General features: G+C 70.8%; 11 protein-coding genes. 5 read left to right on the plus strand and 6 right to left on the minus strand.

All coding sequences use genetic code 11. The features are described from left to right. Window positions 1-129: 129 nt before the first annotated feature. Window positions 130-987, plus strand: a complete 858-nt coding sequence (locus ABH940_RS21245) for a M55 family metallopeptidase (RefSeq protein WP_370062030.1) — start codon at window positions 130-132, stop codon at window positions 985-987. Window positions 988-1,129: 142 nt separating this feature from the next. On the opposite strand, the gene ABH940_RS21250 is transcribed toward ABH940_RS21245, so the two are convergent. Then, window positions 1,130-2,425: a helix-turn-helix domain-containing protein gene (locus ABH940_RS21250; RefSeq protein WP_370105962.1), complete on the minus strand. Its 1,296-nt coding sequence runs from the start codon at window positions 2,423-2,425 to the stop codon at window positions 1,130-1,132. 517 nt (window positions 2,426-2,942) lie between these two features. On the opposite strand from ABH940_RS21250, the gene ABH940_RS21255 reads away from it, so the two are divergent. Then, on the plus strand, window positions 2,943-5,276 hold the full coding sequence (locus ABH940_RS21255) for a PQQ-binding-like beta-propeller repeat protein (RefSeq protein ID WP_370105963.1): 2,334 nt from the start codon (window positions 2,943-2,945) through the stop codon (window positions 5,274-5,276). A gap of 157 nt (window positions 5,277-5,433) precedes the next feature. On the opposite strand, the gene ABH940_RS21260 is transcribed toward ABH940_RS21255, so the two are convergent. The 4 genes from ABH940_RS21260 to ABH940_RS21275 all read right to left on the minus strand — a co-directional run bounded on the left by ABH940_RS21260 (window position 5,434) and on the right by ABH940_RS21275 (window position 9,685). Continuing rightward, window positions 5,434-6,186 (minus strand): amino acid ABC transporter ATP-binding protein, encoded by a 753-nt coding sequence (locus ABH940_RS21260; protein WP_370062963.1) that lies wholly within the window; start codon window positions 6,184-6,186, stop codon window positions 5,434-5,436. Window positions 6,187-6,197: 11 nt separating this feature from the next. Next, on the minus strand, window positions 6,198-7,127 hold the full coding sequence (locus ABH940_RS21265) for an amino acid ABC transporter permease (protein WP_370062036.1): 930 nt from the start codon (window positions 7,125-7,127) through the stop codon (window positions 6,198-6,200). 30 nt (window positions 7,128-7,157) lie between these two features. After that, window positions 7,158-8,105 (minus strand): ABC transporter substrate-binding protein, encoded by a 948-nt coding sequence (locus tag ABH940_RS21270; protein WP_370062038.1) that lies wholly within the window; start codon window positions 8,103-8,105, stop codon window positions 7,158-7,160. Between the two features lie 62 nt (window positions 8,106-8,167). After that, window positions 8,168-9,685 (minus strand): aminotransferase class I/II-fold pyridoxal phosphate-dependent enzyme, encoded by a 1,518-nt coding sequence (locus ABH940_RS21275; protein WP_370062040.1) that lies wholly within the window; start codon window positions 9,683-9,685, stop codon window positions 8,168-8,170. A 95-nt stretch (window positions 9,686-9,780) separates the two neighbouring features. Here ABH940_RS21275 and ABH940_RS21280 point away from each other — a divergent pair, with 95 nt between their 5' ends. Beyond that, window positions 9,781-10,731, plus strand: coding sequence for a LysR substrate-binding domain-containing protein (locus tag ABH940_RS21280; protein WP_370105964.1), 951 nt, complete (start codon window positions 9,781-9,783; stop codon window positions 10,729-10,731). 50 nt (window positions 10,732-10,781) lie between these two features. On the opposite strand, the gene ABH940_RS21285 is transcribed toward ABH940_RS21280, so the two are convergent. Continuing rightward, window positions 10,782-11,858, minus strand: coding sequence for a GNAT family N-acetyltransferase (locus ABH940_RS21285; protein WP_370105965.1), 1,077 nt, complete (start codon window positions 11,856-11,858; stop codon window positions 10,782-10,784). Window positions 11,859-11,938: 80 nt separating this feature from the next. Here ABH940_RS21285 and ABH940_RS21290 point away from each other — a divergent pair, with 80 nt between their 5' ends. Together ABH940_RS21290 and ABH940_RS21295 are read left to right on the plus strand one after the other, a co-directional pair. Beyond that, a complete protein-coding gene (locus ABH940_RS21290) occupies window positions 11,939-13,048 on the plus strand; it encodes a GNAT family N-acetyltransferase (protein WP_370062046.1) in 1,110 nt (369 codons plus the stop codon). A gap of 65 nt (window positions 13,049-13,113) precedes the next feature. Further along, a complete protein-coding gene (locus ABH940_RS21295) occupies window positions 13,114-14,439 on the plus strand; it encodes a lipopolysaccharide biosynthesis protein (protein ID WP_370105966.1) in 1,326 nt (441 codons plus the stop codon). The last annotated feature ends 109 nt before the right edge of the window (window positions 14,440-14,548 follow it).

The following is a 14,548-nucleotide window of genomic DNA, read 5'->3' on the forward strand; positions in this document are numbered from 1 at the left end:
CCACTGAGTGCCACTTTCATGCAAGAGTGCTTCCGAATGTGCACCACAACGAGCGGGAGCGGCAGTGGTCGGACCAGTGATCATCGGGAGCGAGCGCAGCGGGACAGGGCTACATGCCCGGGTGGTGCTGTGAGGATCTACCTCTCCTCGGACATGGAGGGCGCCGCCGGAGTCGTCGAGTGGGAGCAGTGCCGCCCGACCGGTCCTGACTACCCGTACTACCGTGACCTGCTCCAGCAGGAGGTGAGCGCCGCCATCGAGGGCGCACGCGACGCCGGAGCGACCGAGTTCCTTGTGAACGACTCGCACGGGCGCATGGCCAACCTGCGCCCGGGCGAACTGCCCAGCGGGACCCGGTATCTGTCGGGGCGCCACAAGCCTCTGTACATGATGCAGGGGCTGGACGCCTCCTTCGACGCCGTCTTCCTCATCTCCTACCACGGCTCGATGTCCGGCTGCGCGGCCACCCTCTCCCACACCTACAACCCGCTTGCGATCGCCGAGGTCAGGCTGAACGGTGTGGTCGCCGGCGAGAGCGCGATCAACGCGCTGGTCGCACTGGGCCACCGAGTTCCGGTCGTACTCATCACCGGTGACCGCACCACGGCGGAGGAGCTGCGTCCCTTCTGCCCGCAGGCGCGCGCTGCGGTGGTCAAGGAGTCGGTCAACCGCTTCGCGGCGGAGAGCCTGCACCCGCAGGACGCACGGGAGCTGATCCGGGAACAGGCCCGTCTCGCGGTCGCGGCACTGGCCGCCGACCCCGGCACGTGGGAGCTCCCCGCGATCGACCTTCCGGCCACGCTCACAGTCCGGTTCCGCAACCCCGATCTGGCGGAGATGGCGACCTGGATCACCGGAGTGGAGCGCGGCGGCATCGGCACGGACAAGGACGACCCGTCCATGGTCCGGCTCACGGATGACGACCCCATCCGCCTGTACCGGACCTTCGTCACCCTCGTACTCCTGACCCGCGGCATCGCGGAGTAGGAGGAGCATGAGCGGAAGGCCGGTACCCGCCATGCGCGCAGGCCGTACCCGACGTCACGTCGTGACGGGAGCTCCGCCGCCTGATCCGCCTCAGGCGGTGTCGGCCGGACCGGCTCGATGGTCCCCGGTGAACGCGACGCCGTCACCGGAACGCCACGGCCACTGCTGCCCACTGGGCGGTGGTGGTTCCGGTGGCGGCGCACGACTGCGCGGCGGGGACCACGCGGTAGGCGGTCGAGAGTCGGTAGGAGGAGAGTTTCAGTTCCGGGAGCTGGTGCCACTCGGCGGTGAAGTCGGGTTCGCTGCCGGTGTTGGCGCCCACGGCCCCCACCAGCAGCTCGCCCGCCGTGCAGTCGAGCTGGACCGAGTCGGTGCTGAACGCGGTGTGGCCGGATTCGCCATACGCCTGGGCATGGCCGGTGGCCGCGCTGATCCCGCGGTACTCGTCGACCGCCACGTGGTACTTGCTCGCGTGGGGGTACACGACGTGGATCGAGTCGGCCGTGCCGAGGGCGTGGACGTGGAAGGCCGCGATGACCAGGGTTCGGTGGTGGCTGGAGTCGGTCTCGTCGCCCACCACGTTGTAGGCGTCCCCCTGACTGTCGGTCACGGTGACCCGGCCGGGACAGGTGGCGGTCAGCATGATGCTGACGACGAGCGAGTCTCCCGCCTTCACGGGGTTCAGGATCGGCAGGACCACGTCGGTGCCGGAGAGGATCTGCGCGTCCGAGGTGGCCCGGCCCACCCAGCTGGGCAGTTGACCGCTCGGGGTGGGACTCCCGACCTCGGGCCCGGTGACCGGACTCTGGCCTGCGGGGAGCGACGGGCAGACCTGCTCCTCGACCGGGTAGCCGATCTGCACGCCGCTCTGCGGCCGTGCCACCGGTACGCCGTGAGCGATCCCGTGAGCGATCCCGAGCGTGATACCGACGGCCAGCGCGACTCCGTGCGTCAGCACCAGGAGCGCCGAGCGCACGCCCCGTCTGCGGAATGCGCCGCGCAGACGCGTCAGCCGTGCGCCGGGCACAGCGGCTGCCCCCAGCCGGCTTCCGGTCGCGTCGCCGGACGGCGGTCGCACACCGAGGTCCGCAGCCGGATGCCCGGCCGGGGGCAGGTCGGCGTCGCCTACCGGGCCCGGTTCAGCGGCGTCGCCGGGCGTGTCCGTTTCCCCGAGCGCCGGGACCGGGCTCGGGTTCGCGCCCAGCACGATCCGGGCCCACGCCCGCTGCCACGACGGAAGTGAAGCCTCGGGCACACCGCAGGCCGGCAACAGGGCCGCGACGCGCTCCCACGGCGGCAGCGTCGCCCGCTTCGCATCGAGGGCGTGCGCGATGGTGCTCCTCGGCAGCCCGCTGAGCCGTTGCAGTTCACGCAGGGAAAGGCCGGAGACCGCCTTGAGGTCCCGCAGCGCCCCGACGAACTCCGAAGCAGTGGTCAACGACTGGGGCTCCATACGAGCACGAGGGCCCCCACTCGATCTGCCCGCTTCCACGCCGACCACCACCCCCGTTGCTCGGGCCGCCTCGGCCCGGACCGTCCGAGAGTGTCCCACGGCGTCCAATATTGGCCAAGATTCCCGATGGCGCAGGCCCGCAGGGCCCAGGCGAACTGTCGATCCCACGGAGGCGGCCACGAAGCCGCAGTTCACGTTCGTCCCGGCTTGTCCAAAGACGTTGCCGCCGCGGCGGTGGACCTCGAAACTCGGGCGGGGCGTCAACCGCCGTGTCACCGCCGGAGTTGCAGACGACAACGTCGGTTCGCCCCCCAGGTCTGGCTCCTTGCCGGGGAGGGAGCCAGACCGAAGCGTTCCTGCGGGCGAAGCGTCCCTGCGGGGCGGGGGTACCCGCGGACGGAACGGCCTCACGCGAGGCCCATCGGCGCAGCTGCCCCCGGTTGTCGGTCTTGTTCCGCACGCGACGGCGGAGGCGACGAAGAGAAAGTTGACGGGAGCAGGCGTGGAGCCACTGGAAGCTGACGATCCGGCAGTGATCGGTCCCTACCGGCTCGTCGCCCGACTGGGCGCCGGGGGCATGGGGCGGGTCTACCTGGCGCGCAGCGCGGGCGGCCGGACCGTGGCGGTGAAGGTGGTACGCCCGGAGCTGGCGGGTGACGCGGACTTCAGGGCGCGGTTCCGCCGCGAGGTCGCGTCCGCGCAGTCGGTCTCCGGTGCGTTCACCGCGCCGGTGGTCGACGCGGACCGGGATTCGGCGTCGCCGTGGCTGGCGACCGCCTACGTTCCCGGGCCGTCGCTGGCGCAGGCGGTGGTCGGCTACGGGCCCCTCCCCGCGCGCAGCGTACGGATCCTGGGGGCGGTGCTGGCGGAGGCGTTGCGGGCGGTCCACGGGGCCGGTCTGGTCCACCGGGACCTGAAGCCGTCGAACGTGCTGCTGGCGGTGGACGGGCCGCGAGTGATCGACTTCGGGATCGCCCGAGCCCTGGACGAGTCGGGTCTGACCAGCAGCGGCGTGGTCGTCGGCTCTCCCGGGTTCATGTCGCCCGAGCAGGCGTCCGGACGGCCCGTGGGGCCTGCGGGGGACGTGTTCGCCCTGGGGGCGGTGCTGGTGTTCGCGGCGACGGGACGGGGGCCGTTCGGCCACGAATCCGCCGCGTCGTTGCTGTACCGGGTCGTCCACGAGGCACCCGACCTGGCCGGCCTGCCGAGTGAGCTGGTGCCTGCGGTCACCGCGTGTCTCGCCAAGGATCCGGAGTCGCGGCCCACCCCGGACCGGGTGCTTGCCCTGCTGGCTCCGGACGGGGTCACCGCACTGGTGGGCGGAGCGTGGCTGCCAGCCGAGGTCGCCTCCGCGATCGCCCAACACGCCGCCACGGTCATGGAGATGGAGACTCCCGCGCCTCGGCCCGCGCCAGGCGGCGACCCCCGCGTGCAAGGTGCCGGCTCTCCGTCGCAGGCGGACCGTGGAGACGACGGCACCGTCCTGCTCGGCGGCCGGCGCGTCGTCGCCGGGGCCAGTGCGGACACCGGTGGCTCAACCACCGGCGTCGGCAGCGGTGTTCGGGCGGCGGCTGCTGCTCCCGGATCCCAGGCGGCGTTGTCCCGCCGGAGGCTGCTCTACGCCGGGCTCGGTGTCGTCGCCCTCGGCGCGGCCGGTGGTGGGACCGCGCTCGCCCTCAGCCACGGCCACGGCACGCCCACCCCGAACCCCGGCGTGAGCGGATCCGGTGGCCCCACCGCCGCGCCGTCGGTGACCGCGACCCGCCCGCCAGGGGTCCCGCCGCAGCCGCTGTGGACCTACACCACCACTCAGCCGGTCCGCAGCCCGGCACTGGTCGTGGACGGCCTGGTGCTGGTGGCCGACCAGGAACTCGTCGCGCTGAAGGCGAGATCCGGCGCCGTGCAGTGGACGGGCCCGCAGGTCGCGTCCACCTATCAGCAGCAGCCCGCCGTCCTGGGCGGGGGAGTGGTCGTCACACTGCCGCAGAACGGGGCCCCGGCCCTGTCCGGCTTCGACCCGGCCACCGGCGCCCAGCGCTGGACCCTTCCCGAACCGGCCCAGTACGCCTTCACCAGTCTGCTGGGGGCCGACGACCAGGCCGTCTTCCTGATCGGCAACCAGTACAAGCTCGACGCCCACGGACTGCCGATCATCGTGCTCGGCGACGACAGCACCCAGGTCGTCATGGCCGTGGACCTGCACACCCGTCAGGTCCTGTGGACCCAGCACCGGACCGTCCCGAACGGCTGGGACGTGCTGGGCCTGGCCACCGACAAGTACGTGATCTACACCAACGCCAAAAACAACATCGTGGTCCGCGACACCCGCACCGGCAACCAGGTCTGGTCCCAGGACTACGGCGACCCCGCCTGGCAGGACACCGCGATGCCGGTGATCGGCGGCGACACCCTGTACCTGCCCGGCCCCCAACTCCTGGGCTACGGACTGGACAAGGGCGACACCCGGCTCACCACCGCGAAACTCACCAAAGGCGACTACCAGTCGCTCGTCTACGCGGACGGACACCTCTACCTGACCCGCAGCGACGACACCGTCCTGTGCCTGGACCCACGCACGGGGGCTCAGATCTGGACCAGCGCCGTCGATCTGACCGTCAGCTCCACGCCTCTGGCCGTCGTCGGCAGCACCGTGTTCTGCCCGATCCTGATCAACGGCGAGACCAGCGGCATCAGCGCCCTGGACGCCACCACCGGCAAGCTCCTGTGGACCTTCCAGGACGGCGACACCTCCTCCGACGAGTGGTGGCTATCCACCGACGGCACCCAGCTCTACGCGGTTCACAACAGCCGCGTGTACGCCCTTCCTTCCCGCTGAGGTCCCGCCACCGCGTCGCCGCCGTCGCTTCACGGCCGGCCGTGCGAGGTCCGTGAACGCGGTCGGAGGACACGACCCCGCTGACGGTTACGACGGTGACCAAGTCGCCGATGGCATCTCAGCCACGGCGACTTGGTCGGAGTCGACGGTGTCCGCCCTACAGCACCTTGGAGAGGAACGCCTGGGTGCGTTCGTGCTGTGGGTTGGTGAGTACCTCGCGGGGGTGGCCGGACTCGACGACGACGCCGTCGTCCATGAAGACCAGCGCGTCGCCGACCTCGCGGGCGAAACCCATCTCGTGGGTGACGACGATCATGGTCATCCCGTCCTCGGCCAGTCGGCGCATGACGTCGAGGACGTCGCCGACCAGCTCCGGGTCGAGCGCCGAGGTGGGCTCGTCGAAGAGCATCAGCTTGGGCTCCATGGCCAGCGCGCGGGCGATCGCGACGCGCTGCTGCTGCCCGCCGGAGAGCTGGGCGGGGTAGTTGCCGGCCTTGTCGGCCAAGCCGACCCGGGCCAGCAACTCCTCTGCCTTGGCCCGCGCGTCGGGCTTGGCCATGCCCTTGACCTGGATCGGCGCTTCGGTGATGTTCTCCAGTGCGGTCTTGTGCGGGAAGAGGTTGAACCGCTGGAAGACCATGCCGATGTCGCGGCGTTTGCGGGCGACCTCGCGGTCGGGCAGCTCGTGGAGCTTGCCGCCCTTCTCCTTGTAGCCGACCAGGTCGCCGTCGACGTAGAGCCGTCCGGCGTTGATCTTCTCCAGGTGGTTGATGCAGCGCAGGAAGGTCGACTTGCCCGAGCCGGACGGGCCGACCAGGCAGAACACCTGGCCCTGCTGCACCTGAAGGTCGATGCCCTTGAGCACCTCGACCTGGCCGTAGGACTTGTGGACCTGCTCGGCCCGGACCATGGGTTCGACGGTCACACCGCACCTCCGACGCGCTTGGGGCTCAGCACGTTCTTCCGGACCTTCTGCCAGGGCGTCTCCGGCAGTACGCGGTTGCTGCCGCGCGCGTAGTACCGCTCGATGTAGAACTGGCCGACCGAGAGGATCGAGGTCATCAGCAGGTACCAGAAGCTGACGGCGACCAGCGCCGGGATCTCGTAGAAGGTGCGCGAGGCGATGTCCTGACCGGCGCGGGTCAGTTCCTCCAGAGCGATCGCCGAGACGAGAGAGGTGGTCTTCAGCATCGAGATGGTCTCGTTGCCCGCGGGCGGGATGATGACCCGCATCGCCTGCGGCAGCACGATCCGCCACAGCGTCTTGCCCCGGCCGAGGCCCAGCGAACAGGCGGCTTCGTTCTGGCCCTCGTCGACGGAGAGGATGCCCGCGCGGACGATCTCCGCGAAGTACGCGGCCTCGTTGAGCCCGAGCGCCAGCGTCGCCGCGGTGAAGAGCCCGACCAGGTCGTTGTAGTTCCACGACACGAAGGTCGGCCCGAACGGGATGCCGATGCCCACCTTGGGAATCAGCGCGCCGAGGAAGTTCCAGACGTACAACTGCACCAGCACGGGCGTGCCGCGGAAGACCCAGACGTAGATCCAGGAGGCCCCGGAGAGCACTGGGTTCTTCGACAACCGCATCACAGCGAGCGCGATGCCGCCGACGATGCCGATCACCATGGCCAGCACGGTCAGCTCCAGCGTCCTCACGACGCCCACGAGCACGGTGTGGTAGGTGAAGATCTGGCCGACCACGTCCCAGTGCAGGACGCTGCCGGTGACCAGGAGGTGGCCGAACATGGCCGCGAGCACCGCGATCACGGCGACGGCGACCCACCGGCCGCGATGACGGACCGCGACGGCCCGTATCTCCTCCGGTCTGGCCGGGGAGGTGTGTTGATTGGTCATATCAGGGGAGTCCGGTGTTCTGAGGTGTGGTCAGCTGGCGGCGGCGTTGATGAGGACCTTGTCGGCGGTCAGTGCGCCCGAGTCGACACCCCACTTGGTCAGGATCTGCCCGTACGTCCCGTCCTTGATCAGGTCCTTGATCGCGCCCTGGATCGCCTGCGCCAGTTGGCCGTCGTTCTTCGGGACGGCGATGCCGTAGGGGGCGGTGTTGTAGTCCTGGCCGATCTTCATCAGCTGGCCCTGACTCTGCTTCACCGCGTAGTCGATGACCGGGGAGTCGGCCATCATCGCCTGGTCGCGCTTGGCGATCAGGGCGGAGGTGCTGTCGGTCTGCGCGGTGAACTGGTCGCCGTTGTCGGGGATCTGGGCCTTGCCCGCCTTCTTGCAGGCCGGGTTGAGGGTCTGCACGATCTCGCTGGACTCGATGGTGTTGGCCTGCACGGAGACCTTGAAGCCGCACAGGTCGGCGGCGACACCGGTCAGCTTGTAGGGGTTGCCGGTGAGGGTGGCGATGGCCTCGCCCGCGTTGTAGTACTGCACCATGTCGACCTGCTGCTCGCGGGCCTTGGTGTCGGTGAAGGAGGACAGGCTCAGGTCGTACTTCTTGGCCGTGATGCCGACCAGGATGCTGCCGAAGTCGGCGCTCTGCCAGCTGGCTTCGAGCCCGAGCTTCTTCATGATCGCGTTGCCGAGGTCGACATCCATCCCGACGATGTCGCCGCTGGCGTCCTTGAACTCGGACGGCGCGTAGGTCGAGTCGGTGGCGATGTCGACGGTGCCCTTGGACTTGAGCGCGGCCGGGACCATGGCGACCAGCGCGGGGTCCGTGCCCTCGCTGTTCACGGTCTGCGAGGCGTCGGGAGCGGCACCGGAGTTGCCGCCGATCTTGGAACTGCCGCAGCCGGTCAGCAGCAGCGACCCGGCCGCAGCGAGACCGAGGGCGGCGAAGGCAGGACGAACAGGGGGTCTTCTGCGCATGCGATTCTCCCGGAAGGTGGAAGGTGGAAGGTTGGGGACACGGCGGGGGTGGGCCCGCGTGGTCAGTGGTCTGATTCGGTCTCGATGACGACCCGCACCGCGCTCACGGTGGGGTCGATCGCGCCGCGCACGTGTCCGTGCGGCACAGCCGTGGTGCGCTGGAGGAAGTCGACCAGCTCGGCGGTGATCCGCTCGCCCGGCAGGATGTTCGGAATCCCCGGCGGATAGGCGGCGAGCGTGTCGGCCGAGACCCGGCCCACGGCGTGCTCCGCCAGGGCGACTTCGCTGGGCGCGAGGAAGGCCTGACGCGGCGACATGGCCACCGGGCCGGGCTCGGGGAGCCGCAGCGGGGCGCGCCGCTCACGGTCGGAAGCGGTGGCGGGAAGCTGGTGGAGAGCGTCGACGAAGCGGTCGGCGTCGTGTTCCGCTCCCGCCCCGACGACCGCGACGACGGCGGCGTCCGTCGCGACCTCGACCAGCACACCGTGCTCGCGCATGAGCAGCCAGCGCGCCTCGTGACCGGAGATGCCGCCGGCGCGCACGTCCACGGCCACCCGCAGCGGGTCGGCGCCCACGATGTCGGCGAACCTGCGGAACCCGTCGCTGACGATGCCGAAACGGGCACCGGAGCGAATCCCCTGGCGCATGGCCTCCGCCGCTTCGAGGGATCGGCCGATGCGCTCGTTGCCGGTGACCAGCGCACGCCGGGCCAGATCGAGCGAGCTCAGCAGGAGCGCACTCGCGCTGGTCGACTGGGTGAGGTGGAAGGCCCGGTCCAGCAGGGGCTCCAGCCGCGCGGCGAACGGACCTTCGCCCAGATGGAGCATTGCCGACTGGGTCAGGCTGCCGCCCAGCTTGTGCGTACTGGAGACGACGAGGTCGGCTCCCTGAGCCAGAGCGCCCGCCGGCAAGGCGCCGTGGAAGCCGAAGTGCGAACCCCACGCCTCGTCCACGATCAGGGGAACGCCACGCCCGTGCGCGATCTCGGCGATCTCCCGGACATCGGCGACAGCTCCGAAGTAGCTGGGGGTGACGACGTAGGCGGCCACGGCGTCCGGATGCTCGTCGAGAGCCCGGGCCACTGAACGAGCGGTGACGCCGTGGGCGATGCCGAGCTCCGCGTCGACCGAGGGGAGGACGAACGCGGCCCGCAGCCCCGAGAGGACCAGTCCGTCGACGACGCTTGAGTGGACGCTGCGCTGCACCACGATCTCGCTGCCCAGCGAGGCCAGCGCGAGAGTGACGACGCGGTTGCCCTGGGAGGCCCCGTTGGTGAGGAACCAGGTCCGCCGCGCCCCCCAGGCGTCAGCGGCGAGGCCGAGCGCCTGGTCGAGCGGGCTGTCCGGCCCCAGGTCGACGCCGTCCAGGAGCGGGGGCAGATCCAGTCGCAGCGGGGCGTCTCCGAGCAGCCCGGCCAGATCCGCGAACGCCTCGGGTGCCGCAGAGTGCCCGGGCACGTTGAGGCGTTGCCAGGACCGCGCGCCGAAGGCGCGCACCGCGTCCGCATACGGCGCACGGGCGTGGGGAGTGGGGGCGGTGGAGCTGGTGAGGGGAGTTGTCTTGCACACGAAGTGGAGCATGCCAGTCCCTTCTCGCCAGCAGAAGGGTGCATTTCTCTGAAGATCTCCATACTCTGGCTATAGCTCCATCTTCGATCCCTGGAGGGCCGGGTCCTGTGTTCGAACTGCGCCACTTCGAAGTTCTTCGGGCCATCGCACGTGAGGGGTCCCTCGCCGCGGCGGGCCGAGCACTGGGCTTCAGTCAGCCCACGATCACCCACCACCTGACCGCTATGGAGTCCCAGGCAGGCACCACCCTGGTTCGGCGGGGCGCGCGCGGGGCAGCGCTCACGCCCGCGGGCGATCTGCTCCTCGCGCACGGCGCGGCGGTGCTGGAACGCGTCCGCCTCGCCGAGCACGAACTGCGCGCTCTCCTGGAACGAGGCGTCACCGCGCTGAGGATCGGCACCTTCCCGACCGCCGGGGCGCTGCTGCTGCCTCCCGCTGTGAAACACCTGCACCGACTCGGCATCGAGGTGTCCTTGACGGAAGGAGAACTCCCGCTTCTCGTGGATGAGTTGCACGCTCGACGGCTCGACGCGGCCCTCGTCTTCTCACAGCCCGGCGAAGGGCTCGACCTCGGCGGGTCGTTCGAAGTCCACCCACTGCTGGACGACCCTCTCCAACTGGTCCTGCCCGCCGACCACCCGCTCGCGGCACAGCACACGGTCCCGATCACGACCCTCCGCGAAGAAGGCTGGATCATGGGGCACTCCGACTGGGACCCCGTCGATCGTGTCCTGACCTGGGTCTGTGCCAAGGCGGACTTCGAACCCGTGCGCGTCATGCGCACCGACGACTACGCCGTCCTCCAGGGCTTCGTCGCCGCAGGCGTGGGCATCGCCCTCCTCCCCCGTCTCGGAATCGCCGCGAACCGCACCGACCTCGCCGTCCGCCCGATCGACATCCCCGGGAAAGCCGACGGACTCACCCCGGCAAGGAAGATCAGCCTGGCCGTCCCGCTCGACACTCCCAACCCGGGCACCGAGCAGCTCCTACGGGCCCTCCAGGTCCAGGCGCAGCGCCTGTTGAAGGCATGGGAACTGCCCCGAACGTCCGCGTCCTGACGCTCGCTCAGGCAACCAGCCCTGCGATGCGACGGCCGGGGACCCTGCGGTCACGCGTTCTTGAAGCCGATGAGCCGCTTGACCGCCTCGCGCAGGCGGCGGTCGGCGGCGGTGAGCGGCAGGCGCTCGCGGTAGTAGGCCGGGGAGAAGACCGGCCGCGCGCCGAAGCTCTCCTTGAACCGTGCCAGGGAGGACCCGGGTCTGGCGTCTCCCATGTCGTACAGGTGGCACCCGGCCGCGCACGCGTCCTCAATGGCGAGCCGCTGCAGCATGTGGTTGGCGTGGACCGGCGCGGCCAGGCTCCGGTCCATGGCCCCACGCCAGTACTTGGCGTGGGTGCCGTGCCGCAGCACCACGATCGCGGCGGCGGGCCGGCCCTCGCGGCTGGCCAGCCAGATCGCGCAGTCGGCGCCGAACCGTTCGGCGACCGACGCCACCAGACGGGGCGGGTCCTCGCGCCGTCGGCGCCAGCGTGCCAGCGCGAGCGGCTCGTGCTGCTGCTCGGCCCAGCGCACCATGGACTCCTCGTAGAGCTGCTGGAACTGCGGCACGAAGCGCCCGGTGCGGTCCACCTCGAACGTGACCTGCGCCCGCTCGGCGCGGCGGACGCCCTGGCGCACGGACGGGTGGAAGCGGTGCGCCCAGATCCCCTCGAAGCCGCCCGTCAGATCCAGCAGGTAGGTGGTGCGCTCGACGGATGTGAACCCGTCCGGGACGCCGGCGTCCCATACAGACGTCCCGCCCAACTGCCCGCGCGGGCTGAACCGGACCGCGACCCGCAGCACGGGCCGGGATGCGAGATCGTCGAAGACCAGCCGTGCCTCGTCGGCGTCCGGAGCGCCGTCCGGCACGACGGCCCCGCCCACACCCCAGCCGGGCCACGACTCCTCCGTCAGCAGCCGCCCCGGCCAGGCACGACGCCGCACCATCGGGACCACCAGCTGTGCGCCCGACGCGAACCGGTAGTACCGGCTCGCGTCCTCCAGTGGCCAGGCGTCGCAGAGGCAGTCGAGCCAGGTCGGCGTCTGGGTGACGAGTGCGTTCCGGTCGCGGCCCACCAGCTCCCACCACAGCTCCCTGGGTGCGGGGCTGATGACCTCGACGCCGCCGGACTGGATACTGGGCACGATTGTCTCCGATTCGCGCTGTATGTGGCTTTTATGGCATATGGTCAAATTTAGCGTGTTCGTCGTCCGTCGGAGGCCGTGTGCCCACCCATCCCGAGGTTGTCAGTCCGGCGCCGAGGTCCGAGTGGAACCGGCTGCTGGCGAGTGACCCGGCCGCGTCGGTCTTCCAGACCCCGGCCTGGTTCGACGCGGTGGTCCGGCTGACGGGCGGGCGCGATGCCAGCCGTCTCTACACGACCGGGGACGGCCGGCGCCTGCTGCTCCCTCTGGTGCGGCGCACACCGCTGCCCGGGATCGCGCTCGACGCCGCGTATCCGCACCGCATGGGCCCCGGAGGGCTGCTGGCGACCGGGGGACTGCGGCCGGCGGACGTGGAGCTGGTCCTCTCCGACCTGCTCGGAGTGGGGTTCGGAGCGCCGCGCGGGGCGCGATCCGTCGGGGTCCGGATCTCGGCGATGCACGACGTGACCGACCGCTGGGAACAGGGCCTGGCGCTCGGCGCGGCACCGGGCGTCGACGTGATCCGCTCGCGCGTGCACGTGCTCGACCTGGACGGCGGTTTCGCCCGGGTCCGGGACGACCGGTTCCATGCCTCCACCAGGAAGAACGTGCGCAAGGCAGAACGCTCGGGCCTCACCGTCGAGCGGGATGTGACGGGCCGGTCGGTCCCCGCGTTCTACGACCTCTACCTGCGCTGGTCGGCGGAGCGCGCCCGGAAGTCGGGCCTGCCCTGGCCGCTCGCGGCCGCTCTGGCACGCCGTCGGGAACCGCTGCCGATGTTCCGGACCCTGGCGACGACGCTGGACGGCGCGTGCCGCATCTGGCTGGCACGCTACGACGACGAGCCGGTGGCGGGGCTGATGACGTTCGTTCACCGGAACCACGCCATCTCCTTCCGGAGCTACGCGGTCAAGGAGCTCGCGTCGCTGCGGGCCGGGCTGCTGCTCCAGCGGACGGCGATCGAGGACGCCTGCGAGCAGGGCTGCCGCTTCTACAGCATGGGCATGTCCGGCGGTGTCGAGGGGATCGAGGCGCACAAGGAGTCGATGGGCGCGACTCCCCGGACGGTGCTCGAATGCCGCAGGGAACGCCTGCCGCTGACCCGTGTCGAGGAGCTGAGGAGCAGCCTTGTGTCCACCGCCGCCCGGATCCTGGCCGACCTCCGCGGTGACGCGGCCGGTCGGACCTGAGGGCATCGGGCGTAAGGCATAAAATGGGCGGAGCTGATCCGGTCGAGGACGGGAGCTCGCCGGTGGTGAGCACCGGAGCCAGCAGGTCGGGCGCCGCCACGCGCTCGCTGCGGTCGCGCGGCAGGGCGCTGCTGGCCGCTGCGGCCCGGTACGACCCGCTGCTGCGCAACGCCCACCTGCTGACCCTCTCGTCCGTGCTGACCTCTCTCTTCGGCGCGCTCTACTGGGCGCTCGGAGCCCACTGGTACAGCCCCGACGAGGTCGGCAGGAACACTGCCGCCGTCTCCGCGATGATGTTCCTCGGGGGAGTCGGTCAGCTGAACCTGGCCAACGCGATGGTCCGCTTCGTCCCGTCGGCCGGGCCGCGCACCGGACGGCTGGTCGGCCGCGCGTACGTCGTGGCCGCCGCCGTGACGCTGTTCCTGACCGCCGGGTTCGTGCTGCTGATCCCGAAGCTGTCGCCCGGACTGGACTTCCTGCACACCCGGGGCCTCGGCGCCGCGTTCGTCCTCGCGACCGGCTGCTACGCCATCTTCAACCTCCAGGACGGCGTGCTCACCGGCCTGCGCCGGGCCGACTGGGTGGCGCTGGAGAACGGGGTGTTCGCGGTCGAGAAGATCGGCCTGCTGGCCCTCTTCGCCGCCGTCGGCACCGCGAGCGGCATCCTCGTCTCCTGGATGGTCGGCCTCGTCCTCTCGCTCGCGCTCACCAACAGCTACCTCTTCGCCCGCGCCCTGCCCCGGCACGCCCGCGCGGACCCCGACGCGGCGGCGGACACCTCCCGGCTCACCCTCGGCTACGTCTCGGCCGACTACCTGGGCGCGATGTGCTGGCTGGCGGCGGTCAACCTGCCGCCGGTGATCGTGCTCAACCGGCTCGGCGCGGCCGACGCCGCGTACTTCTCGCTCGCCTGGCTGGCACCCCTGGCGCTGTACGCGTTCAGCTCCAACATGGGCTACTCGCTGGTCGTCGAGTCCGCGCGGGACATCACCCGGCTCGACGCGTACCGTCGGGTGCTGCGCCACGCGGGCCGGGTGCTGGTGTTCGCGGTGGCGGCGGTGCTGGCCGTCTCCCCCTGGGTGCTGCGGCTCTTCGGCGCGGCCTATGCCGCCCACGGCACGGTGGTGCTGTGGCTGCTCACGCTCTCCGCGCTGCCGAACCTGCTCAACACGACCGTGGTCGCACTGTCCCGCGCGAGGCGGCGGATGCGCGTGGTGGTGGGGGTGCTGAGCGCTCTCGCGGTGCTTGTGCTGGGCCTGACGGAGGCGCTGCTTCCGGTCATGGGCATCACGGGTGCGGGAGCAGCGTGGCTGATCGGCCAGAGTGTGGTCGCTGCCGTGCTGCTGTGGCGGCGCGACTGGTGGCTGCCGGTCGCGCCACACGCGAGCTAGCTCGCGTGTGCCTTGGAGCGCCCTGAGGTGCCCGCCGTGTCGGGCGGGTGCACCCTGGAACGAAGAGCGCGCGGAGGAGGCGGCCCCCCGTATCGACCGGCATCCCGGG

The organism is Streptacidiphilus sp. BW17, assembly GCF_041262485.1.
Taxonomy (GTDB): domain Bacteria; phylum Actinomycetota; class Actinomycetes; order Streptomycetales; family Streptomycetaceae; genus Streptacidiphilus.